Origin of the sequence: Opitutus terrae PB90-1 (assembly GCF_000019965.1) — a bacterium.
GTDB lineage: Bacteria > Verrucomicrobiota > Verrucomicrobiia > Opitutales > Opitutaceae > Opitutus > Opitutus terrae.
In genome coordinates this window covers 2,862,087-2,884,145 of sequence record NC_010571.1, presented here as the reverse complement: position 1 = coordinate 2,884,145, position 22,059 = coordinate 2,862,087, and the positions used below count along the sequence as shown (strand labels likewise).

The 22,059-nt window shown below is 66.2% G+C and carries 20 protein-coding genes; 12 read left to right on the top strand and 8 right to left on the bottom strand.

The annotated features are described in order from the left end of the window. Position 1: 1 nt before the first annotated feature. Positions 2 to 547, bottom strand: a complete 546-nt coding sequence (locus OTER_RS11340) for a signal peptidase I (protein WP_012375060.1) — start codon at positions 545 to 547, stop codon at positions 2 to 4. Between the two features lie 836 nt (positions 548 to 1,383). On the opposite strand from OTER_RS11340, the gene OTER_RS11335 reads away from it, so the two are divergent. The 5 genes from OTER_RS11335 (at position 1,384) to OTER_RS11315 (ending at position 7,224) form a co-directional block, all read left to right on the top strand. After that, positions 1,384 to 2,016 carry a response regulator gene (locus OTER_RS11335; RefSeq protein WP_012375059.1) on the top strand — a complete coding sequence of 211 codons (633 nt, stop codon included), beginning with the start codon at positions 1,384 to 1,386 and terminating at the stop codon, positions 2,014 to 2,016. A 269-nt stretch (positions 2,017 to 2,285) separates the two neighbouring features. Further along, the gene (locus OTER_RS11330; RefSeq protein ID WP_012375058.1) at positions 2,286 to 3,989 is read left to right on the top strand and encodes a nucleoside kinase; all 1,704 of its coding nucleotides are present in this window, start codon (positions 2,286 to 2,288) and stop codon (positions 3,987 to 3,989) included. Positions 3,990 to 4,271: 282 nt separating this feature from the next. Beyond that, entirely contained in the window at positions 4,272 to 5,183 is a 912-nt protein-coding gene (locus tag OTER_RS11325) for an SPFH domain-containing protein (protein ID WP_012375057.1), read from the top strand. A gap of 134 nt (positions 5,184 to 5,317) precedes the next feature. Then, positions 5,318 to 5,536, top strand: a complete 219-nt coding sequence (locus tag OTER_RS11320) for a type II toxin-antitoxin system antitoxin (protein WP_012375056.1) — start codon at positions 5,318 to 5,320, stop codon at positions 5,534 to 5,536. A 362-nt stretch (positions 5,537 to 5,898) separates the two neighbouring features. After that, positions 5,899 to 7,224: a homoserine dehydrogenase gene (locus tag OTER_RS11315; RefSeq protein WP_012375055.1), complete on the top strand. Its 1,326-nt coding sequence runs from the start codon at positions 5,899 to 5,901 to the stop codon at positions 7,222 to 7,224. Between the two features lie 139 nt (positions 7,225 to 7,363). Here OTER_RS11315 and wrbA read toward each other — a convergent pair whose 3' ends face one another. The 3 genes from wrbA to OTER_RS11300 form a co-directional block, all read right to left on the bottom strand. After that, complete coding sequence (gene wrbA / locus OTER_RS11310) at positions 7,364 to 7,984, bottom strand: NAD(P)H:quinone oxidoreductase (protein WP_012375054.1); 621 nt, start codon at positions 7,982 to 7,984, stop codon at positions 7,364 to 7,366. A 112-nt stretch (positions 7,985 to 8,096) separates the two neighbouring features. Next, positions 8,097 to 8,732: a YceI family protein gene (locus OTER_RS11305; protein ID WP_012375053.1), complete on the bottom strand. Its 636-nt coding sequence runs from the start codon at positions 8,730 to 8,732 to the stop codon at positions 8,097 to 8,099. A 31-nt stretch (positions 8,733 to 8,763) separates the two neighbouring features. Continuing rightward, entirely contained in the window at positions 8,764 to 9,042 is a 279-nt protein-coding gene (locus OTER_RS11300) for a hypothetical protein (protein WP_044891720.1), read from the bottom strand. Between the two features lie 86 nt (positions 9,043 to 9,128). Here OTER_RS11300 and OTER_RS11295 point away from each other — a divergent pair, with 86 nt between their 5' ends. After that, positions 9,129 to 10,025, top strand: coding sequence for a LysR family transcriptional regulator (locus OTER_RS11295; RefSeq protein WP_012375051.1), 897 nt, complete (start codon positions 9,129 to 9,131; stop codon positions 10,023 to 10,025). Between the two features lie 95 nt (positions 10,026 to 10,120). Here the strand turns inward: OTER_RS11295 and OTER_RS11290 are convergent, their stop codons facing one another. Next, positions 10,121 to 11,131, bottom strand: a complete 1,011-nt coding sequence (locus tag OTER_RS11290; RefSeq protein ID WP_012375050.1) for an NAD(P)H-dependent glycerol-3-phosphate dehydrogenase — start codon at positions 11,129 to 11,131, stop codon at positions 10,121 to 10,123. Positions 11,132 to 11,282: 151 nt separating this feature from the next. Between OTER_RS11290 and OTER_RS11285 the strand changes: the two genes are divergently transcribed. Beyond that, positions 11,283 to 14,339 (top strand): malectin domain-containing carbohydrate-binding protein, encoded by a 3,057-nt coding sequence (locus tag OTER_RS11285; protein WP_012375049.1) that lies wholly within the window; start codon positions 11,283 to 11,285, stop codon positions 14,337 to 14,339. Between the two features lie 85 nt (positions 14,340 to 14,424). On the opposite strand, the gene OTER_RS11280 is transcribed toward OTER_RS11285, so the two are convergent. Beyond that, the gene (locus OTER_RS11280; protein ID WP_012375048.1) at positions 14,425 to 15,162 is read right to left on the bottom strand and encodes a PTS sugar transporter subunit IIA; all 738 of its coding nucleotides are present in this window, start codon (positions 15,160 to 15,162) and stop codon (positions 14,425 to 14,427) included. A 101-nt stretch (positions 15,163 to 15,263) separates the two neighbouring features. Further along, positions 15,264 to 16,412, bottom strand: a complete 1,149-nt coding sequence (locus OTER_RS11275) for an endo-1,4-beta-xylanase (protein WP_012375047.1) — start codon at positions 16,410 to 16,412, stop codon at positions 15,264 to 15,266. Positions 16,413 to 16,707: 295 nt separating this feature from the next. Here OTER_RS11275 and OTER_RS11270 point away from each other — a divergent pair, with 295 nt between their 5' ends. Beyond that, complete coding sequence (locus OTER_RS11270; RefSeq protein ID WP_012375046.1) at positions 16,708 to 17,052, top strand: DUF6496 domain-containing protein; 345 nt, start codon at positions 16,708 to 16,710, stop codon at positions 17,050 to 17,052. An 81-nt stretch (positions 17,053 to 17,133) separates the two neighbouring features. Next, a complete protein-coding gene (locus OTER_RS11265; RefSeq protein WP_148218089.1) occupies positions 17,134 to 18,138 on the top strand; it encodes a YihY/virulence factor BrkB family protein in 1,005 nt (334 codons plus the stop codon). Between the two features lie 125 nt (positions 18,139 to 18,263). Here OTER_RS11265 and OTER_RS11260 read toward each other — a convergent pair whose 3' ends face one another. Continuing rightward, complete coding sequence (locus OTER_RS11260; protein WP_052300366.1) at positions 18,264 to 18,638, bottom strand: hypothetical protein; 375 nt, start codon at positions 18,636 to 18,638, stop codon at positions 18,264 to 18,266. Between OTER_RS11260 and OTER_RS11255 the strand changes: the two genes are divergently transcribed. The 3 genes from OTER_RS11255 to OTER_RS11245 are packed head-to-tail and all read left to right on the top strand — an operon-like array spanning position 18,637 to position 21,919. After that, the gene (locus OTER_RS11255) at positions 18,637 to 19,239 is read left to right on the top strand and encodes a TetR/AcrR family transcriptional regulator (RefSeq protein WP_012375043.1); all 603 of its coding nucleotides are present in this window, start codon (positions 18,637 to 18,639) and stop codon (positions 19,237 to 19,239) included. The genes OTER_RS11260 and OTER_RS11255 overlap by 2 nt on opposite strands. 53 nt (positions 19,240 to 19,292) lie before the next feature. Continuing rightward, positions 19,293 to 20,387, top strand: coding sequence for an HlyD family secretion protein (locus OTER_RS11250; protein WP_012375042.1), 1,095 nt, complete (start codon positions 19,293 to 19,295; stop codon positions 20,385 to 20,387). After that, the gene (locus OTER_RS11245; protein ID WP_012375041.1) at positions 20,384 to 21,919 is read left to right on the top strand and encodes a DHA2 family efflux MFS transporter permease subunit; all 1,536 of its coding nucleotides are present in this window, start codon (positions 20,384 to 20,386) and stop codon (positions 21,917 to 21,919) included. Before OTER_RS11250 ends, OTER_RS11245 begins: the two co-directional genes overlap by 4 nt. Positions 21,920 to 22,059 lie beyond the last annotated feature (140 nt).

The window sequence follows — 22,059 nt, the reverse complement described above, 5'->3', positions numbered from 1 at the left end:
CTCACCGCGGCGCGAGATGCGTGCTGCTGGCCGCGGCCCCGGCGGTCCGCGTGGTGGAGTTGCCATCCTCGCGCGCGTAGATGATCGCAAACACCCGCATCACCTGGTGCTCGGGTTTCACATACATATCGTCCGGCCGGTCGTTGAAGTCACCCTTGGTCCAGTAGCCGGCCGAACGCTTCTCGAGAATTCGGTGCACGATCACGCGCTGGCGCTTCGGGTGCCAGAAGGTGACGATGTCGCCCACGTCCAGGTCGTCATAGCGCACGGGCTCCGCGACGAGAAAGGCACGCTCGTTGAACATCGGGCGCATGCTGCCAGAAGGCATCACCGTGCTCACCTTCGCACCCGGCACCTGCGCCGCCACCGCACGGGCGGCAGCGAGAGCGGCGCGAGGCGAAAGCTTGGAGCGCGGCGCTTCGACGCGGGTTAGGCGCGTCTCGCGACCGATCTCCACCGGCGTCGCCACCGGCAATTCTTCTTCGGCGGCAGCCGCTGCAGCCGCTGCGTGCAACGAGGCAGAGCCGGCCGCCAGCGCGAGGAGCATTGCTACTCCGCGCGCCAGTACGGCCCAGCCCGCAACGAAAGTTGCACCATAGCGAATCACGACGCCGAGCTAACTCGGCACCTTTTCGATCTTTACGATCACCGCCGTGCCAAATGTAAAAAGTGGCGCCACCAGCCTTCGCCCTATCAGATCGTAAGTTTCTTATTACCAGCAGCAAGTAACGCGATTTTACAAACCGGACGTCAGCTGTAAGCACTGTGTAAAATCCAACGTAGGGGGTTTACCCTAAGGCTGTCGCAAGTCACCCCGCCGCTGGGCGCTTAGCCGGGAGTAGATTCAACGGTGGACTCAGACGTCCTCGTGGGCTGGTTTGAGAGAGACTCACTCGAAGCCCGCTGAGGACATCGGGCTTCACCACTTGGTGGGCCGATGCCGCGAAAGGAAGTCCAACTGCATCGGGCCGCCCGAGCAGTGCCGCTCGCGCTCTTTCCGCAGCTGCGGCTGAGCTCGGCCGGAAAGTCCGGCACCCGTCTCGAGCGCAGACGTGCACTCGCATGGGGTCCGCTCAGTTCACCGCGCGTCGCCCGTCGCGATGAGCGCCGGTGGGCAGGTGGTCCATCCCGGTTTCTCCGGGATACTCAAGAGCCACTTACCCACCGGCGACTGGCAACGAACCAGAATGAACGCGGCGCGCGAAGAGGCGAATGACGCGTGAAGCCGGGAGCGTTTTCATTCGATCGCCCAACCGGAGCGGGATGAATTTCGCGCGCGCATGACGTGAGGCGATACGAGTCATTTCCGCGTGACAACTCCTGTAAATACCTGTTCTTAAGTATATCCCCGATGGCGCCGCTGAAGGTGGATTCCGTGCATTCATGAAGATTTTCATCCTCGAAGATCACGTGATGTTTCGGGAGGTGATTCGAAAGGCGTGCTCCCGGCAGCTGCGTCACGAAGTGGTTGGCGAGTCGGGCTCGGGCCTCGAAGCGCTCCAGCTGATTGTGAAGCTCCGGCCCGAGTTGCTGCTGCTCGATCTCTCGCTGCCGGATCTGTCCGGGCTCGAGGTCGCTCGCGTGGTGCGCCCAGCGGTTCCGACGATGAAGACCGTCGTGCTTTCCTGTCACGTGGACGCCCACACCGTGCACGAGGTCGAACGCGTCGGCGTGGAGGGTTTCGTTGATAAAACCTCCAGCACGGTGAGCATGTTGGGGGACGCTCTCGCCGACATCGCCGGCGGCCGCACCTATTTCTCTCCCGCGTTCAAAGCGGCGCAGCGCGCACACCGGCGCGATCAACAGTCCGCCGACAAACTTCTTTCGGACACCGAGCGACGCGTGCTGTCGTTCATCGGCCATGGCTTGAGTGACGAGGAAATCGGCCAGCGGCTCGGCATCACGCGCAACACCGCGCAAACGCACCGCAGCCACATCCTCCGCAAGCTCCGCGTCGGGAACAGCGCCCGGCTGGCCGCCTACGCCGTGCGGCACGGCTTCACGCTCTACTCCTGATTCAGCGAATTCGCTCGGTCCCACGCCGGCCGTGCCTACTCGCCGCTGCCGGCGCGGAAGGATCGTGCTGGGTTCGGGCGGCGGGAACTCGGGTTAGACTTCAGCCCCGACGCGGGCGCGCCGATGAAAAGAGCGATGTTCTCTGCTGCTTTGCGCCTTCAGGTTTTTCGCCGCGCGTCCCTGCGCGGCGCGGCGCAAGCCTAGTCTTCCGCGACGTCATTCCGTTTGGACTTCCGCGGCGAGAACGCCTGTAATCTCCAGCTTTTTCCATGACTCAAAGTCGGTTTGTCGAATCCAGTCCCGAGATCGAAGTCCATCTCCCTGATGGCCGCACGCTGCGCGGCCCACGGGGAGCCACGGCCGCGGTCCTCCTCGCCCCGATCGCGGACGACTTGCCGGCGCCACTCGTGGGCGTCGTGGTCAACGGTGAGCTCTTCGACCTGGCTCACGCGATCGATCTCGAGGCGAGGGTCCGGCCAGTCACGATGGCCGATGCGGACGGCGCCCGGATTTACCGCCGCTCGCTCACGTATCTTTTGGATTACGCCTTCTCGCGGCTCTATCCGGAAGCCACGTTGCTGATCGATCACTCGCTCGCGTCCGGCGGCTACTTCTGCAACATTCGCGGTCGCGCGCCGCTGACCTCGGCGGAGCTGGCCGCGCTCGAAGCCGATATGCGGCGCATCGTGGGCGAGAACCTGCCGTTCAACCGGCACGAGGTGACGCTCGCCGAGGCGATTGCGCACTTCGATCGGCAAAAGCAGGCCGACAAATCCCGACTCATGCGGCACCGCCGCAAGCCCACCATCACGCTGTATCAACTCGGCGAGCGTTTCGACGACCGGCATGGTTACATGGTGCCGTCCACCGGCTATCTGAAATGGTTCGACGTCGTCGCCATCAACGGCGGGTTCGCCCTCCGCTACCCGCGTCAGCACACGCCGGACAAGCTCCCCGACATGACGCACCACCCGAAGCTGCTGGCTTCGTTCCGCCAATACGGCGCGTGGCTTGAGCGTCTGGGGATCGGTCACGTGGGCGCGCTGGATGATGCGATCCAAGCCGGTCGCAGCCGCGAAATCATCCTCGTATCCGAGGCGCTGCACGAGCAGACGATCGCCCAGATCGCGCGGCAGATCGCCGATCGCGGCAAGCAAGCGCGGCTCGTGTTGATCTCGGGCCCGTCCTCCTCCGGCAAGACCACGTTCTCCCGCCGGCTCGCGGTGCAATTGCTCACGCTCGGGCTCGCGCCGTTCGCGCTCGAGTTGGACAACTACTTCGTCGACCGCACGGAGACGCCGCGCGACAAGAACGGCGAACTCGACTACGAAACCATCGACGCGCTGCGGCTCACGCAGCTCGCGGATCACCTCCAGCGGTTGCTCGCGGGTGAAGAGGTGCAGCTGCCGCGCTACAGCTTCCAGGAAGGCCGGCAGTATCCCGGCGAAAATGTGCAGCTGCGCCCCGGCCAGCTGATCATTCTCGAAGGAATCCACGGGCTGAACCCGCGGCTGATTCCGCCGGCGCTCGCCGCACAATCGTTCCAGGTCTACGCCTCGGCGCTCACCCAGCTGAACCTCGACAGCAACAATCGCGTCTCCACGACGGACACCCGGCTCATTCGCCGCATCGTGCGCGACGCGCGCGATCGCGGCTACGACGCCCGCGCCACGATCAGCCGCTGGGAATCGGTCCGCCGCGGCGAGAAACTGCACATCTTTCCGTTCCAGGAGAACGCGAACGTGATGTTCAACTCCGCGCTCGCTTACGAACTGTCAGTTTTGCGTCCGTTCGCCGAACCGATCCTTCGCCAGGTCCAACCGGGCACGCCGGAATATGTCGAGGCGCGGCGACTGCTCGCCTACCTGGAATGGTTTCTGCCGATTGACGCCGAGTGGGTGCCGGACAACTCCATCCTCCGCGAATTCGTCGGCGGCTCGATCCTGAAGGACTTCAAGGTTTGGGGCGTGTAGCGCGGCGCTCCGCATCGCGCAGAGCCGAATTCCGCGCCCCGAATTTCGGGGCGCACACCTGCGGCTCGAGTCACCGCTGGCGTGGGAGAACGAGCGCCCCGCATGCGCTCGGTCGCGATGTCGCAATCCCGCCGGTGAGTCCCGCTTGCGCGGGAGCGTGGGCGCCCTCATCTGCACCTGCCCCGCTTCACGTTCCTATTTCACAGGCTGTAGCCCCCTCTCCCGCAGCTTCTTGGCTTGACGCTATATCGGAGTGATATCATTCCGATAACGCTTCCTACCATGAGCACTTCAGCAACCCACCCCACTCCCGATCAGCGCGCCGTCAGTCAGGAAAAACCGGCTCTCGCCGCTTCCGGCTGGCCGGCGCTTTTTGTCGTCCTGCTTCTCTACCTCGCGTCGATCGGCTTGATCATCGGCGGAGTTTCCGTGCTGCGCGGGCCCGCGATCGTGCTCGGCGTGCTGCTGCTGATCGTCGCGATCATCGGCTCCTGCGGGTTCTTCATGCTGCAGCCCAACAGCGCGGCTGTCCTACTCCTGTTCGGTGACTATCGCGGCACCGTGCGCAAAACGGGGTTCCTCTTCGCCAATCCGTTCTACCAAAAACTCAAAATCTCGCTTCGCACCCGAAACTTCAACGGCGAGAAACTCAAGGTGAACGACAAGCGCGGCAATCCGATCGAGATCGCCGCCGTGGTCGTGTGGCGCGTGCGCGACACCGCGCAAGCGATGTTCGACGTCGACAACTACGAAAACTACGTCGTGGTCCAGAGCGAGTCGGCCGTGCGGCACGTGGCGACCAGCTACGCTTACGATGACGCCGAGCACAATGAGCTCACGTTGCGCGCCGGCGGTGAGGAAGTTTCCGCCGCGTTGCTTCGCGAGTTGCAGGAGCGGCTTAGCCGCGCGGGCGTCGAGGTGCAGGAGGCGCGCTTGACGCACCTCGCCTACGCGCCGGAAATCGCGCAGGCGATGCTCCGGCGCCAACAGGCCGAGGCGGTCATCGCTGCGCGCCAGAAGATCGTCCAAGGCGCCGTCAGCATGGTCGAGATGGCGCTCAACGAACTCTCGAGCAAGAAGGTCGTGGCACTCGATGAAGAGCGCAAAGCCGCGATGGTCTCGAATCTCCTGGTCGTGCTCTGCGGCGAATCCGAGGCCCACCCCGTGATCAACACCGGCACGCTCTACCACTGACCTGCGATGGCGCTGTCTGTCGCTCACCTCGCGCCGGCTGCCGCTCGGTCATATCGATCGGTCGCCGGATCCGGCGGGCGGGTGCTTGCCTGAGCGCCACGTTCGCTATGCTGACGCTTCGTTTTTGACGTCTGATGTCCGCCGATCCCAAAAAGAGCTTTCTCCTGCGCATGGACCCCGAGCTATGGCGCGAGCTCGAGGCGTGGGCCGCGGCGGAACTGCGCAGCGTCAACGGCCAGGTCGAGTATCTGCTTCGCGAAGCAGTCCGGCAACGCAAGGGCACGCCTCCGCCCGGAAACGCCTCCGCGGCGTCATCGCCCGACATGTCGGCGGAAGACCGTCAGCGCGGTTGAAGAACGATGTAGCCGGGCTCGCTGAGCCCGGCGGTGTGCGCACAGGAGAGAACCGGCACCTGTTGATTCATACCGAAGAAGCACGCCGAGGTAGGGCGGTCCCGCGGCCGCGGGACCGCCGCGACGACCAGAGGTACTCGCGGCGCGGAGCGGACCGGGCCCGCCGCTTGCGATTCGCGGCGCAGCGGTCGCGCCCGACCATCTAACCTACCTCGTCACTTCCTCGGGAAGCTGGCGACAAGTTAGCGACCGCTCGGTCGCGCGCCGCCCGGTGTTCCGCCTCTCCTGCCGCTGCGCTGTATGTGTTGAGCCGCGAAACGCAGTTGTCGCCCACCGATTCAGCCCCTTTGCTCGGCGTCCCTATGAATCAGTTCAACCTCGGCATGATCGGCGGCGGCACGGTGGGCAGCGGCGTATTTCACGCACTGCAGCAAAACTCCGCGCTGCTGACGGCGCGCATCGGTGTGGGCATCGCGATCCGCAAGGTGGCGGTGAAGGCGTTCGACGAGCCCCGCCCCTACCCGATCACCGAGAAGCTGATGACGCTGAATTGGCGCGACGTGGTCGAGGATCCGGAGATTCACATCGTCACCGAGCTCGTCGGTGGCACGGGGATCGCGAAGACCATGATCCTCGCCGCACTCGAGCGCGGCAAAGCCGTCGTCACGGCCAACAAGGCGCTGATCTCCGCGCACGGCCCTGAGTTGTTCGCCGCCGCGCGCAAGCACAACACCAGCCTCTACTTCGAGGCGAGCGTCGCCGGCGGGATTCCCATCATCAAGGTCCTCCGCGAAAGCATGGTCGGCAATCGCATCGACCGGATCGACGGCATCGTCAACGGCACCTGCAACTACATTCTCACCCGGATGAAGCGCGAAGGCGCGGCTTTCGCCGACGTGCTCGCCGACGCCCAGCGGCTCGGCTACGCCGAGGCGGATCCGACGCTCGACGTCGACGGCCACGACGCCGCGCACAAAATCGGCATCCTCGCCTCGCTCGCGCATGGCTTCTGGGTCGACCATCACGATATCCACGTCGAGGGCATCCGTTCGCTCACCCCGCTCGACATCCGTTTCGCGGCTCAACTTGGCTACACCATCAAGCTCCTCGGGATGGTCCGCATGGCGCCGCCTGCATCCGGCAAGAAAAATTCCGGCCCGCGGATCAGCGTCTCAGTCAGTCCCACGCTGGTGCCGGACGGACACGTGCTCGCCAGCGTCAACGACGTGTTCAATGCGGTCTTCGTGTCCGGTTCGCCGATTGGCGATACGCTCTATTACGGACGCGGCGCCGGCAAGGACGCCACCGCAAGCGCCATCTTGAGCGACATCGCCGACGCGGCGCTCGATCGCAAGCACGGCACACCGCAGCGCGTACCGCCCTTCGTCGCCCACGCGCGCGACGGCAAGGTGATCCCCTACGCCGAAACCCGTTCGCGATTCTACCTTCGGCTCAACGTGCTCGATCGCGCCGGCGTGATCGCCAAGATTTCCGCCATCATCAGCAAGGCGGGGCTCAGCCTCTCCTCGATCGTTCAACCCGAAGGTCACGAAGGCGAAACGGTGCCGCTGATCCTCATGACGCACATCGCGCAACGCGCCGCGATGGACAAAGCAGTCACTGCGATCAGCAAGCTGCCCGCCGTCAAAGGCCCGTCGTTGCTGCTCCCGGTCGAGGACTTTGGATAACCAGTCCGGAGCCGAGAGCTGAGAGTCCAGAGCCGAAGGGCGCAGCTTGCTGCGCCCTTCGTTCTTGCGATCACTCGTGCGTGGCAGCGCGGCCGCCTCCGGCCTTAAGCTTAGCGCCTACCGCCCAAAGCCAGCGCGCCTATTTCGCCGCCAGCTTGGCCGCGATCTGTGCCACGTGCCGGCCTTGATAGCGCGCGATCCCAAGCTCGTTTTCACTCGGCATCCGGCTGCCGTCGCCACCGGTGATCGTGCCAGCACCATACGGGCCGCCGCCACTGAGCGCGTCCATGTACGACAGCCGTTGCTCCGCATACGGCACGCCGACCACGACCATGCCCTGGTGCAGCAAAAAGGTCATCATGCTCAAGATCGTCGTTTCCTGCCCGCCATGCTGCGTGCCGGTCGACGTGAACAGGCTGCCGACTTTGCCGACCAACGCGCCGCTCGCCCACAACGAACCCGTCGCGTCGAAGAAGGCCTGCATCTGCGCGGTCGCGCTCCCGTAGCGGGTGCCACTGCCGAAGATCACGGCATCGGCTTCACCGAGCTTTTTCGGATCGGCGATCGGCACGTGCGCGAACGCCTTCTTCGCTTCGAGAGCTCCCATCTTCGACAGAATCTCCGGCGAGAGAGTCTCCGCGACCTGCAGCAACTCCACTTCAGCGCCGGGCACTTCGCGCGCGCCGGCCGCGATCGCCTCGGCCATCTGGTGGATATGCCCATACACACTGTGAAAAACGATTTTAACACGAACGCTCATGATGATTCCTTGATTGGTGGTAGTGAATGAAACAGTCCCGCCTGACCGAACGGCCGGCGGGAGACTGGTTCCGGGGAATGTGGCCGCTATCCAATTGAGCCAGGTGGGAACGTCAGGCCTGCGGGGAAGCGCCCGCGATGCTCAGCGAGAGATGGATCGTTTCGGCAACCTTGTCGGTCATCTGACCGGATTGGATACCAAAGTCACTTCGGTTGATCTGAAACGTTGCCCGCATCACCAGTAGGTCGCCCTTGAGTTTCGGGTCGTTCATCCGCGCGCCAAGCTTGTCCGCCAGATACGTGAACGCAACTGGCACGGTCACTTCGCGGGTGACACCCCGCACCGTGAGCCGGCCCACGACGTCCGCCAGCGTCTGTGCTCCCTGCGTCTGCACGTTCGCGACGCGGTCCGCTTCGAACACGATCTCTGGATGCTGCGCCGCGTCCAGCCACTGCGCGCCGCGGAGGTGATCCGTCATCATCGGATTGCCGACGGTGAGCGTGTTTGCCGCGAGCACGATCCGGCCTTTCGTCGCGAGCGGATCCGCCGCGTCGAACGAGACCGAGCCCGAGACGCCATTCGCCGTGCCGGTAATCGACTCGAGCGGCGCGTCGAGCTGGAACTGGACGTGGTTGACGCCTTTCGGGTCCTTGAAATCAAACGCGCGGTGCGCGGCTTGCGTGACGATCGCCGAGCTACCGAGCAAAGCGGCGAAGACGAGGAAAGAGGAGCGGAGTGTGGTTTTCATGGTTGGATAAAAATTGATCGGTTGGAGTGTCTTATGCCGCGCGTTGCGCGCGGCGGCGGAGCGCAAAGCTCGCCGCGACCAGGCTCATGGCCGCGGCCGTCGCCACCAGCGGCACCTCGACGCCAGCGATGAACGCAGGCTGCCGGACCGGGTAATCGATGCCCGTCACGTCATCGCGCTGCATGGCGACCACGCTGGTCTGCGTCCAGCCGAGCCGCGCGCCGGTGCCGGCCCAGATGCCCACGCCCACGAGGGTTACCAGCAGCGCGGTCCAGCGAAGGGCAAGTTGGAGTCGGGGGTGTTTTTGCATGCCACGACAATACTCCGCGCGCCGCCGCCGGCATAGTGCGCGGAGCGGCTTGCCGTAATGCGCGCCGCGCATAACCTCGGCGGCGCGTGAACCTCGACCTCCTCCGCTCGTTCTTCGCCATCGTCGATCAGGGCAGCCTCAACAAGGCCGCGGAACGGCTGCACGTGTCGCAATCCACGCTCAGCCGCCAGATGCACGCGCTCGAGCACGAGATCGGCGGACGCATTTTCGAACGCAGCGCGAGCGGGGTGGCGCTCACCGCGACGGGCCACGCGCTGCACGACAGCATGCGGCCGCTGCTCGGCCGTTTCGAGACCGCGTTGGGGGAGGCCCGCCGGCTCGCGCGCGGTCAACGCTCCGATCTGCGGATCGGCTATCTCATGTCCGCGGCCGCGGAATATCTGCATCCCGCGCTGGCTGCGCTTCGCCGCACGCACCCCGAGGTGAAGGTGAAGCTCCTCGACCTTTCGCCCGGCGAACAGATCGGCGCGCTGCGTCGCGGCGAGATCGATCTGGCATTGCTCGGCAACGCCGGCGCGTTCCTTTCGCGCGAGTTTTTCGTCCGCCGGCTGGCGCTCCTGCCAGTGTTCGTGGCCGTGGCCGACACACACCCGTTGGCCGGACGCCGCACCCTCGCGCTGGCCGATTTGCGCGGAGAACTCTTCGTCGGCGCCGACGAACGGGACATGCCCGGCCATAATCAATGGATCGTCCAGCTCTGCCGCCGCGCGCGATTCCGGCCGCGGTTCGTGCTCGATGCCGAGAGTCTGACGCACGCGCTCGCGACGGTGGTCACCGAGGGCGCCGTCCTGCTGCAGCCCGACTACGCGCGCAGCATGAAAGTGCCCGGCATCGTCTTCCGCCCGCTGCAGGATTCCGCCGTGAAATGGGAACTTCTGCTCGCCTGGCAACGCGGCAAGGTGGCCGATCCGGTCCGCGCCATCCTCGCCGCCCTCCCGACCCAGCGTGGCGCCGCCGGCTAGAGGCCCTTCCGGCGACGCCTGCGTGGGAGCGCGGCCGTCTCGGCCGCCCCAATTGCGCTATCCCGGCTGCTCCTGCCGATCGTCCGCCCGCGCGCCTACGCCGTCCGTCGGGGCAGTTCCGGTTTCGGATCGCGCAGCATCAGGTCGCGCACCGCCTGGCGCGGATCCTTCCCCTGATAAAGGCTCGTGTAGACCTCGTCGATGATCGGCGTGACCACGTTCGTCCGCCGCGCAAGCTGATAGGCGCTGTCCGCGGTCTTCACGCCCTCGGCCACGACCATGCCCATCTCGCGCTGAATCTCCTCCAGCTTCCGACCTTTGCCGAGCTCTTCACCGACATGGCGGTTGCGGCTGTGGCGGCTGCTGCACGTCACGATCAGATCGCCGATTCCGCTCAGCCCGGAAAACGTCTCGTGCCGACCGCCGAGCGCTTCGCCGAGTCGCGCCATCTCCGCGATGCCGCGCGTCATCAGTGCCGCCTTCGTGTTGTCGCCCATCCCCATCCCGTCGAGCACGCCCGCGGCCAGCGCCAGCACGTTTTTCAACGAACCGCCCAGCTCCGCGCCGACGACGTCGTCCGAGGTGTAGACGCGCAGATACTGGTTCATGAATACCGACTGCACCGTCATCGCAGCCTCCGCGTCCTTCGACGCGGTCATCACTGCCGTCGGCACACGCCGCGCGACTTCCTCGGCGTGACTGGGACCGGAGAGAATCGCGTAGCGCACGCTGCCCAGAATCTCCGCCACGAGCTCGCTCATCCGCTTGCACGTGTCGGTCTCGATGCCCTTGGCCACGTTGAGATAAATGACGTCGGACTCTCGCGGCACGTCCCGCAGCTTGGTCAGCATGCCGCGCATGAACTGACTCGGTGCGGCGAGCACGAGGATTGAGGAACCGGCGCAGGCTTTCGCCAGATCCGCCTCCAGCACGAGCGCCGGCGGCAGCTCGATGCCTTTCAGGAAGCGCTCGTTCCGCCGCGTCCGCCGCATTTCCTCCAGATAGTCGGGAAACGGGCCCCATAGCGTCACCGCATGGCCGTTGTCGCACAAAACCGAGGCCAGAGCCGTGCCCCAGCCGCCATCGCTTAGAACGGTGATCTTCATGGGTGGACCAAGCGAAGAAAGGGCCTGCGACGAACGCAAGCGTCGCGTGCGCCTGCCCGTGAATCGGCACGCGTTTGCAGCTTCCGATCGCGGCCCGCTGGTCGGGGATCCCGCGCTTGTCCTCCCGCTAAAACCGCTGTCCGCTCCTCCCATGCCCCGCAGTCGCGCTTTCTTTTCCGTCCGAAACGCGTGGTTCGTCGCCGCCCTCCTCGTTACCACGGCCGTCTCGACGACCGCAGCCGGCGCACCGACGCCGCGGCCGGATTCCACCTGGACCATCACACTCGATCCGCACGCGTCCGCGCTCGAACGCTTCGCCGCCCGCGAGCTCCAGCGTTACGTCTATGTTTGCAGCGGCGAACTGCCAAAAATCCAGTCCGCGGCCACCGCGCCTGCCGATCACGCGTTCGTCCTCGGCATCGCCCCCCAACCGCTCCTGCGCGATGGGCCCGCCGGCCCTCAGCTCGCGGCCCAGCAGTATCGGTTGCAGGCCGAAGGCTCGCGCGACGTCTCGCGGATTTGGATCGTCGGTGGCGATCCTCTCGGACTGCTCTACGGCGTCTATCGGCTCGCGGAAAAACTCGGTGTCCGATTCTACCTGCACGGCGACGTGATTCCCGACGAGCGCGCGCTCCTCGACTTCGAGCCATTTCACGAGGAGGGGCGACCGCTGTTTAGCGTGCGCGGACTGCAGCCGTTTCATGATTTTGCTGAGGGCCCCGACTGGTGGAATCGCGACGACTATCTCGCGCACGTCGGCCAGCTCGCGAAGTTGCGCATGAACTTCCTCGGCCTGCACACCTATCCCGAGAGTCAGGTCGGTCCGGAACCGACCGTGTGGATCGGAGGGCCCGGCGAATTCGATCAACACGGCCGCGTGGACGTGGCCTACCGCGCGTCGTATCACACCACCAGTCGCAGCGGGCAATCCTGGTGGGCTTACGCGCCGGTGCCGACCAGCGAGTTCACCGGCGGCGCCGCGGAGCTGTTCGACCGCGACGACTTCGGCGGCGATGTCATGCGTGACGCCAGCTTCGCCGCGCAGACACCGGGATCCGCCGCAGTGGTGTTCAACCGCGCCGCCGATTTGCTGGGCACGGCATTCGCCGAGGCGCGCCGGCTCGGCGTGCTCACGTGCATCGGCACGGAGACTCCGCTCACGCTGCCCGGCGCCGTGCGCGACCGGTTGGTTCGCAGCGGCCGCAATCCCGACGATCCGGCAACGACGCGCGAGATCTATCGCGCGATGTTCGACCGCATCACGCGCGCCACTCCGGTGGACTATTACTGGCTGTGGACGCCCGAGACCTGGACGTGGGAAGGCAACCGGCCCGAGCATTTCGCCAAGACCGCCGCCGATATCGAGGCGGCGCTCGCCGCGCTGCGTGACTTGAAGAACCCGATAACGCTCGCGACCTGCGGCTGGGTGCTCGGCCCACAGCATGATCGCTCCGCCCTCGACCGGCTCCTGCCGCCCGCTTCGCCCATGAGCGCGATCAACTCCTCGGTCGGCCACGTCGCGATCGAGCGCGCGTTCACCAACCTAAGCGAGCGTCCGCGCTGGGCGATTCCGTGGCTCGAAAACGATGGCAACCTCACCAGTCCACAGCTCTGGGCCGGCCGCATGCGCTACGATGCCGCCGACGCCCTCCGGCTGGGCTGCACCGGGCTGATCGGAATTCACTGGCGAACGCAGATTCTTGCTCCGCAAATCTCGGCGCTCGCCGTCGCCGCGTGGGAGCAGCCGTGGATTCCGGACGATTTCGATGCGACGCGCATTCCGCCGCTGACCACCTCCGGTGCGACCGGCGGCCGCGCCGTCCGCACCGACGAGCCGATCGATGGCGAGCGCGTGTCAGGCGTGAATCCGTTTGCGAGCAACCGGATCGGCATGGCCGCCTACGATCTGCTCGTGCCGAGCGGAAGCTACACCGTACGGCTTGGGTTCAGCGAAATCGAGAACGCCGCCCCCGGCGCGCGCGTGTTCGCGGTGAAGCTGAACGGCGAGACGCTGATCAACCGACTGGATGTCTCCGCGACGCAGGGGAAGAACCGCGCCCTCTGGTTCGAATTTCACGACGTCAAAATCACCGAAGCTCGGCTACTGCTGGAGTTCACCCCCATCACGGGTGAACCGGCGATCGCCGCGATCGAGCTCGAAGGGACGACAACCGTCGGCAACAGCGCCTTCGCGCGACGCATCAATTGCGGCGGTCCCGTGCATGGCGATTTCGAGGCCGACGAGCTTCCGGGCCGGCCGCGCCCGCCGATCGATCGCGCAATGCCGGTGCGGGAGTTCTATCGCGACTTCGCTCGCGCCAACTTCGGCCCGGAAGCCGCGACGGCCATCGGCGACCTTTTCGCTTCGATCGATGGGGTCGCATTGCCGATGCCGACGCAGTGGATCGACGGTCCCGGAGACATTCGCCGAAATCCCGAACCGTGGGAGAAGGTGGCGGCCGACTACGCTTTTGTCGGCCGGCTCGAATCGCTGCGCCCGCAGGTGCGCGGTTCCGCGAACCTCGCACGTTTCGACTACTGGCTGAACCAGCTCAGGTCGATGCGGCTGATTGCCGAGATCGGGTGCACCGCCGGCGCGCTGGACCGCGAGATGAGCGCCGCCGGAGCCCTCGCCGATGTGCGCGCGGCGCAGCAACGCGTGGAAAAGCACGCGCTCCCGCTGCGCATCCGACTCGCTACGCTCTGGACCGAATTGCTCCGCACCGAAATCGCCGGCGCATCGAACGTCGGTGAACTGGGCACGCTCGCGAACCTCGAACAGCGCAGTCGCGTGCACCAGCGCCTGCTCGAAAAGCACGACCACCAACTGGTCCAGTTGCTCGGCTACGATCTCCCGCTCGCCGCCTGGCCAACGCGCGACTACGCCGGCCCGGCGCGGATCATTGTGCCGACGGTGCGCACCGCCGCGCCGGCCGGCGAGTCGCTCAAGATCCGCGTGCTGCTGGTCTCGACCAAACCCGAGACTGACGGATCGCTCCGTTGGCGCTGGGTCGGCGAGCCGACGTATCGCACGGTGCCGCTGCGGCACGTGGCGCGGCGCGTTTACGAAGCCGAGCTACCCGCGCTCGGCGCCGAGCACCCGGCGCTCGAGTATGCAATCGAAGCGACCTTGGATGGTGCGTCGCATCGCTGGCCCGCATCCGATCGCGAACTCGGCCAAACCGTGATCCTCGCGGAATCGGACTGAAGGCAAACCAGCGGGTCGAGGTGGAGCGCCTTGCCCTCAAGGCACTGCCTGTGGGGGAACGCGTGAGCGTAGCTGCGTGCGTCGTCTATCCCGAGGTGGAAGCGCCCGGCTCAGGCAGCACGGCTTTTTCCGCCGCGATCACCGCTTCAAACGCGACGGCGGGATCCTCGGTCGCAAACAGCTGGTTCACCACGTCGGTCTTCAAGACCAGCAGACAGAGTCGCGCCAGCGTGTGCAGGTGAATCCGCTCGTCTTCGCAGCAGATCAGGAAGAACAGCTGCGTCGGCCGCCCGTCGGGCGCGCTGAATGGCACCGCCTGCACCGTCCGACCAATCACGAGAAACGAGCCCTCGAACCGGAACGGCTGGTGCTCGCGCGCGTGCAGCAACGCGAGGCCGCCGGGCATCGCGGTGGGACACAGCTCCTCGCGCTTCTGCACGCTCGTGAGGAATTCGCGCGGGTCGAACACCCGGCCGGTTTTCGCCGCAAGCGCGACCATGTCACGGATCACCGATGCCTTCGTTTTCGACGGCAGCGCGAGGTCGATGTAGCCCGGCTGCAGCAACTCGGGCATCAGCGCATCGTGTTGAAACACCTCTCGCGCCCCCGCCGTCGATCTGGCGTGGTACGCATCGAGCCGTTTGTCCGGCATGCCAATGATCCGCTGCGACGCCCACGCGTCGATTTCGCCGCGCTGAAAAAGGGTCCGGCCGCCGCGCGTACGGTGCGGAATCTCGTCCCGCTGCACCAGCCGTTCCACGTCAGCCAGACTGATGTGGAGATACTCCGCCACTTCTTCGATGGTGAATGCGCGATGCGGCATGCCGCGACCCTAGCGCATGCCCGCGCGTTTGAAAAGGCCGCCGCGGCGGCCAGCGCCGGCACCCACGGGTCGCGATCTGCGACGGTTCGGCGCGACGCGCGCTATCGCTGCGCGGTTTGCAGCGCGTCGACTGCGGCTGCCAGGGCCGGCTTCGCCCGATCCTCGCGGTCGAACAAGAGCGCGTAGTCGGTGCGCCCGCGAATCGGCCAGCCATTGAGCCAGGAGTCCGCATCCGAAACACCCCACAGCGTCACCCGCTGGATCGTGTCGTGATGCTTCGCAAAGACGGCGAAAAGTTCGCGGTAGCGCTGCGCCAGCGCCTGCTGCTGCGCCGCCGGCAAACCCTTCCGGTAAGGATCCATGTCGCGCGAGGATGCCTGACGCCGCGACACCTCTGCGCCGGTGTAGTTGCCCGGTCGTGGCAGCACGCTCACATCGAGTTCCGTGACCATCGCCTTGAACCCCGCCGCCTTCAGGTCCGCGTAGGTCTGGTCCACGGCTTCGATCTGGGGCCAGTGCAACAGGCAGTGCTCCTGCGAACCGATGCCGTCGATCCGCAGCCCGCGCGCGCGGATCGCCTGCGCCAGCTTGATCACGCCCGCCCGCTTCACCGGATTGTCCAGCGAGTAATCGTTGTAGTAGAGCTCCGCGTCCGGATCCGCCTCGTGCGCCGCCGCAAACGCCGCGAACACGCCTTCCTCGCCGAGGATCGCATACCACGGCTTGTCGGTGCGCAGCGTACCATCCTCGTCGCGAATGGCCTCGTTGACCACATCCCAACCGTGGACCTTGCCGCGATAACGACCGACGACCGTGCGGACGTGCTCGCGCAGGCGCTCGAGCAGCGCCTCGCGGGAGATCGGCTGGCCGGCCTCATCCTCGAACACCCACGCCGGCGTTTGTGAATGCCACATCAATGTGTGGCCCACGATGAACATCCCGCGCTTTTGCCCAAACTCGACCAACTGGTCCGCCAGTTTGAAATCGTAGCGGCCGGGCTTCGGGTGAATCCGCTCCCACTTCATCGCGTTCTCCGGCGTGATCGTGTTGAAATGCTGCTCAATCACTGCGACGCCGGATTTGTCGCGCCCGGAAGTGTGGCCCGGTCCCACGGCCGCGCCGACGAGAAATAGCTTGTCCGCAGCCGTCTTCAGTGCGGGCGCCGCGGCCGCCTCCGCGGCCACCGCGCTCGGCAGGTTGAGAGCGGCGGCGAGAGCGAGAAGCGGAGGGAGAAAAGGGAAAGTGTGCATGCGGGCGCGAAGTTGTGAATTCACGCGGCGCAACGCCAGAACGTTTGCCACCAAGGCGCCGATTCGCCGATGGGTTGCCGACCGCGCAGTCGCTGCACTCCGGCGACGCTCACCGTGTCACGACTTACCTTTGTTTTCGATCGGTCAACGCGCTTGCCCCACGTTGCGGCCGAGCCGGCCCGCCAAGTCGAATGCTGCGGCGCGTGCGGCAAATCCCTTGTTCCGCGTCCGGACTTCGCCGGATGGCAGGTGAGTCGCCCCGGAACTACCGTGCCATCAAAGGAGAAGTCCCATTATGCCAACTCAAACTGCCAAACGACGGGCGCGAAGCGATGCGCGCGCCGGAAAGAAACCCAGCACGCAGGCGGGCGAGTTCGTCCGCGAAGAGATGCACCAGCTGAAGCGCGGCAAAGGCACCGCGAAATCGCGGAAGCAGGCGATCGCGATCGGGCTCTCCGAAGCGCGCCGTTCCGGCGTGAAGCTCGGCACGCCGAAAAAAGGCAAGACCTCGTCCGCCACGAGAAAGAAGGCGCAGCGCGACACCGCAGTCGGCCAGGGTCGGCGCAAGCCGTCGCCGACCCGCTCCCGCGGAGCCAAGAAGGCGGCGCGCACGCGTGCACGGCAGAAGCGCCGCTCGTAGCGGGAGCCGGCACGGAACGCGTGAGCGTTTCGCGCCGCCGACGCGCTCGCCCGCCCGCGAAAGCCTCACGGCTTCCGCTACGTGACCGCCGCACCGGCGTTCGTTTCGCTGGTCTCTGGGCAGGTGAACACCCCGCCGCCGTCGCCTTCGCCCTCACCGCGCCGCGGATTGCTGCGTCGGCTCGGGGCCATGGTGTGGGAGACGATCAAGGCCTACTACTTCGACAAGGTCCCGCAGCTCGGCGCCGCGCTGGCCTTCTACACCACCGTCGCCGTCGCCCCGCTGCTGGTGCTCGCCGTCGCCGTCGCCGAGATCGTTTTCAAAGAAGAACAGGCACGCCGCCGGATCTTGGGCGAGATCGAAAATCTCGTCGGCAGCGACGCGAGTCGCGCACTCGCCCAAGTCGAGCCGCCCAACTATGGCAGCGACACCGCCACGTTCGCCACGATCGTCAGCCTTGCGACACTGATGGTCGGCGCCGTGTTCGTGTTCGTGCATCTGCAGGACGCGTTGAACACCATCTGGCGCGCTCCCGCCTACACCGGCGAAGGCTGGCTCGCGACGGTCAAACGCCGGCTGTTCTCCCTCGGCGCGGTGCTGGCCACCGGTTTCATCATGCTCGTGTCGCTCACGCTCAGCGCCGCGCTCACCTGGCTGGGCGAAAACGCCTCCAGCCTCGCCGAGCTTCCGACCGGCGTGTGGCAAACGCTGAACTTCACGTTCTCGTTTGGCGTGATCACATTTCTGTTCGCCATCATCTTCAAGCTGCTCCCCGACGTGGAAGTCCGTTGGCGCGACGTGGGCACCGGCGCCGCGGTCACCGCGCTGCTGTTCGTCCTCGGCAAAACCGTCCTCGGGCTCTACCTCGCGCGTTCCAGCGTCACTTCGGCTTATGGCGCCGCCGGTTCGGCCATCGCACTGCTGCTGTGGTGCTACTACGCCGCGCAGATTCTTTTCCTGGGAGCGGAATTCACGCGCATCCATGCCCGCACCGCCGGCGGCCGCAAACCGCTCGAACCGGAAAAGCCCGCGGCAAAACCCGGCGAGGCCTCGGATGAAGATGTGGCACGGGCGTCCCGCCCGTGATCCGGCAGACTTGCCTCCCGTCACTCGTTCGCGCTGCCCCGAGAGACACCGCTCCACCGCGCTTGGCGTAGCGGAGCGCGTCAGCGTTTCGCCGTTTCTGCCCGCGCAAGCTGCGTGTGCCGCGACTAAGCCGGCGGCGTGCGCTGCTGCGCCTGATCCGCCACGCGATTGCTCGCCAGGTCGGACGCGTGCGGGGTCGCCTCGTTGGCCGCGGGCTGCTTCGGCGTCACATCATCGCCCGGCTTGGCCCGGCCCACCGGCCGTTTCTTGCCGCCCATGAACGCCATCAAGAGCACCGCCACGACGGCCACCAACAGGATCAGGAGGAGGATGTAACCCATGGCCGGACTATAACCGCCAGCCGCGCGCCAGCCATCGGCGGAAATACGGGACGGCGGATCGGCGAAATCAGCGGGCGCTCCGCTCGCCCCGCCGCTGGAAAACACCGTCGCGCTTGCATTCCGGACCGCTCCGGTTTCGATGCAAGCATCCACTTGCATGCATGATTTGAAGACCGCTCCCGCCCCCGCCCGCGACCGCCTCCTCGCTGCCGCCACGCGCATTTTCGCACGCGACGGGCTCAACGGCGCCACGACCCGCGAGATCGCGCGCGAGGCCGGCGTGAACGAGGTCACACTGTTCCGACTTTTCCAGACCAAGGAACGCCTGCTCGAAGCGGTCGTGCAGCAGAACTTTGGCCCCGACGCTCCCGCCCCCGCCGCTCCCATTCCGGCTCCGAGCGCCGACTTCGCCGCCGATCTGCTCGCGCATGGTCGCACCTACGAAAAACTGCTCCAGCAAAACCTGCCGCTCATCCGCGCGATGATTGGTGAAATCCACCATCACCATCGCGTCAGCCAGCAGCAGGTTTTCCGCGGGATTTTTCGGCCGCTGCGCGAAGCATTGGTCCAGCGGCTCGAACTCGCCCAAACGGCCGGCGAACTGCGCGCCGACCTGTCGCCCGCGCTGCTGGCCGACCTGTTCGGCGGCATGATCTTCACCGGCGTGCTCAGCCGCGCCTCCAACGTCCCCAAGGACTACTCCGCCACCGAGCATCTCGCCGCCGCCGTTGAGCTGATCGTCCGCGGCGCCGCCGCTTGAGCCGACGCGCCTGTCGCGCGCCCCGCCTCCGATCTTTCCGTCCCATTTTGTCTATGTCGACCGACTCCTCTCCTTCCGCCGATCCCACTCCGGCACACCGCTGGCGCCGCCGCGTGCTGTTGCTCGCCGGCCCTCTCCTCGTCGCGGTCGCCGCGCTATGGCTTTATTTGCACGGCGGACGCATCGTCACCAGCGACAATGCCTACGTCCATGCCGACAAGCTCACCGTCACCGCCGAGGTGGCCGGCGCGGTGAAGGATGTCGCCGTGCGTGAGAATCAGCCGGTCGCCGTCGGCCAGGTGCTGTTCCGGCTCGATGACGAACCCTACCGGATCGCGCTCGCCGAAGCGCAGGCCGAACTCGCCGCCGTGCGGCTGGAACTCGCCACGTCGCGCGCCAATTACCAAGCCAAGGTCGCCGCGATCGGCGAGGCGCAGGAACAGCTCGCCTTCGCCGAGACCGAGTTGCACCGGCAGGAGGAGCTGAATGCGACCAACGTCGCGCCCGCCGCCGCGCTCGACCAGGCGCGGCACGCCGTCGAGTCCGCCCGCCGGCGCGTGTCGGTTCTGCAGCAGGAGGCCGCGACCGTGCTGGCCTCGCTCGGCGGCGTCGACCGACCGGATGAACAGAATCCCGACTTCCTCGCCGCGCGGGCGCGTGTCGCCAAGGCGCAACGCGATCTCGCCCGCACCGTGATCACCGCGCCCATCGCCGGCATCGTGGCCAACGTCACCAATCTGCCCGTCGGCAAATTCCTGCAGCCGGCGCAACCCGCGTTCACGCTGGTCGCCGCCGATCACGTGTGGATTGAAGCCAACCTCAAGGAAACCGAGCTCACGCATCTGCAGCCGGGCAATCCGGTAAAGATCGAAATCGACACCTACCCGCATCGCCAATGGCTCGGACGCGTCGCCGCCATCGGCCCTGCCACGGGCGCCGAGTTCGCGCTGATCCCGCCGCAGAACGCCTCCGGCAACTGGGTCAAGACCGTGCAGCGCATCCCGGTGCGCATTCGCGTGGAATCCAACGACCCGGCGCGGCCGCTGCGCGCCGGCATGAGCGCCGAGGTCCGCATCGACACCGGCCACACGCGTGCGCTGCGCGACCTTGCCGGCAGCTTCGGCGAGCCGGATCAGGTTTCCGGATGACCGCCGCCGTTCCCGCCCCCGCGGCCACCCACCGCGGCGCCATCACCGTCTGCGTGATGCTCGCCACGATCATGCAGGCGCTCGACACCACGATCGCCAATGTAGCGCTGCCCTACATGCAGAGCAGCCTCTCGGCCGCGCAGGACCAGATCAATCTCGTGCTGACGTCCTACATCGTCGCCGCGGCGATCATGATGCCGGCGACCGGCTGGTTGTCCGCCCGGCTCGGTCGGAAAAACCTGTTCCTGCTCTCCGTCGCGGGCTTCACGTTCGCCTCGGTCCTCTGCGGCCTGGCCGGATCGCTCGGCCAGATGGTGCTCTTTCGACTGCTGCAAGGCGTCTTCGGCGCGACGCTCGTGCCGCTTTCCCAAGCGGTCCTGCTCGACGAATACCCGCCGGCGCAGCATGGCTCGGCGATGGCGCTGTGGGGCGTCGGCGTGATGGTGGGCCCGATCCTGGGTCCGACACTCGGCGGCTGGCTGACGGAGACCTACGACTGGCGTTGGGTCTTCTATATCAACCTGCCAGTGGGCGTGCTGACGTTTCTCGGGCTCTCGCGCTACCTGCATCGAACCACCCCGCAGCGCGGACTCTATTTCGACGGCTTCGGCTTTCTCACGCTCGCGGTCGCGATCGGCGCGCTGCAGATGATGCTCGATCGCGGCGAACAACTGCAGTGGTTCGACTCACCGGAAATCATGGCCGAGGCGGCACTGTCCGGGCTCGGGCTTTACCTGTTCGTAGTGCACACGCTGACCGCGCGCCGGCCGTTTCTCGACCTACGGCTGTTCCGCGACCGCAATTTCGCCACGGGCATGATTTTCATCTTCGTCGTTGGCGTGATCTTGCTGGCGACGCTGGCCCTGCTGACGCCGTTCCTGCAGACGCTGTTGAATTATCCGGTCATGACCGCCGGCATGTTGCTGGCGCCGCGCGGCGTCGGCACGATGCTCGCGATGATCATCGTCGGCCGGCTGGTTTCGCGGGTGGATCCGCGCTGGCTCGTCGCGCTGGGGCTGTTGCTGACGGCCGCGGCGCTGTGGCAGATGAGCCGGTTCTCGCTCGATGTCACGGCCACGATGCTCGTGTGGTCCGGCGTGGTGCAGGGGCTTGGGCTCGGCTTCCTCTTCGTGCCGCTTAGCACGATGACCTTCGCCACCCTACCTGCCGATCTGCGGACTTCGGGCACCGCGCTCTACAGCCTGTCGCGGAATCTCGGCTCGAGCATCGGCATCTCGGTTGTCATTTACCTGCTGGGGCAGTTTCACAGCCGCGCACACGCCAACCTCGCCGAATTCGTGCAGCCGTTTCGGGATCCGATGCAGCATCTGCCGGCGCTCCTGGACCCGTCGACGGCCGCCGGCCAGTCGCTGCTGGAACGGTTGGTTTCGCAGCAGGCCGCGCTGCTCGCGTATTTGAGCGATTTCCGGTTCATGCTCTACGTCGCGCTCGCTGCGCTCCCCCTGGTGTTGCTCATGCGGCGACCGAATCACCGCGCCAGTGACGAGGAACTCGCCGCGGCGATGGAGTAGCCACGCGAGGCGCCGCCGCTCCGCAAGGAGAGGCAGCTGATGGGCAACCTGTTCGCCGTCGGCCGGCCGGCGCGGTTAACCCGGGCGACAGCGCGGATCGCCACGTCGGGGCGGCAAGTCGTCCCCGTGAAGTTGTTCTA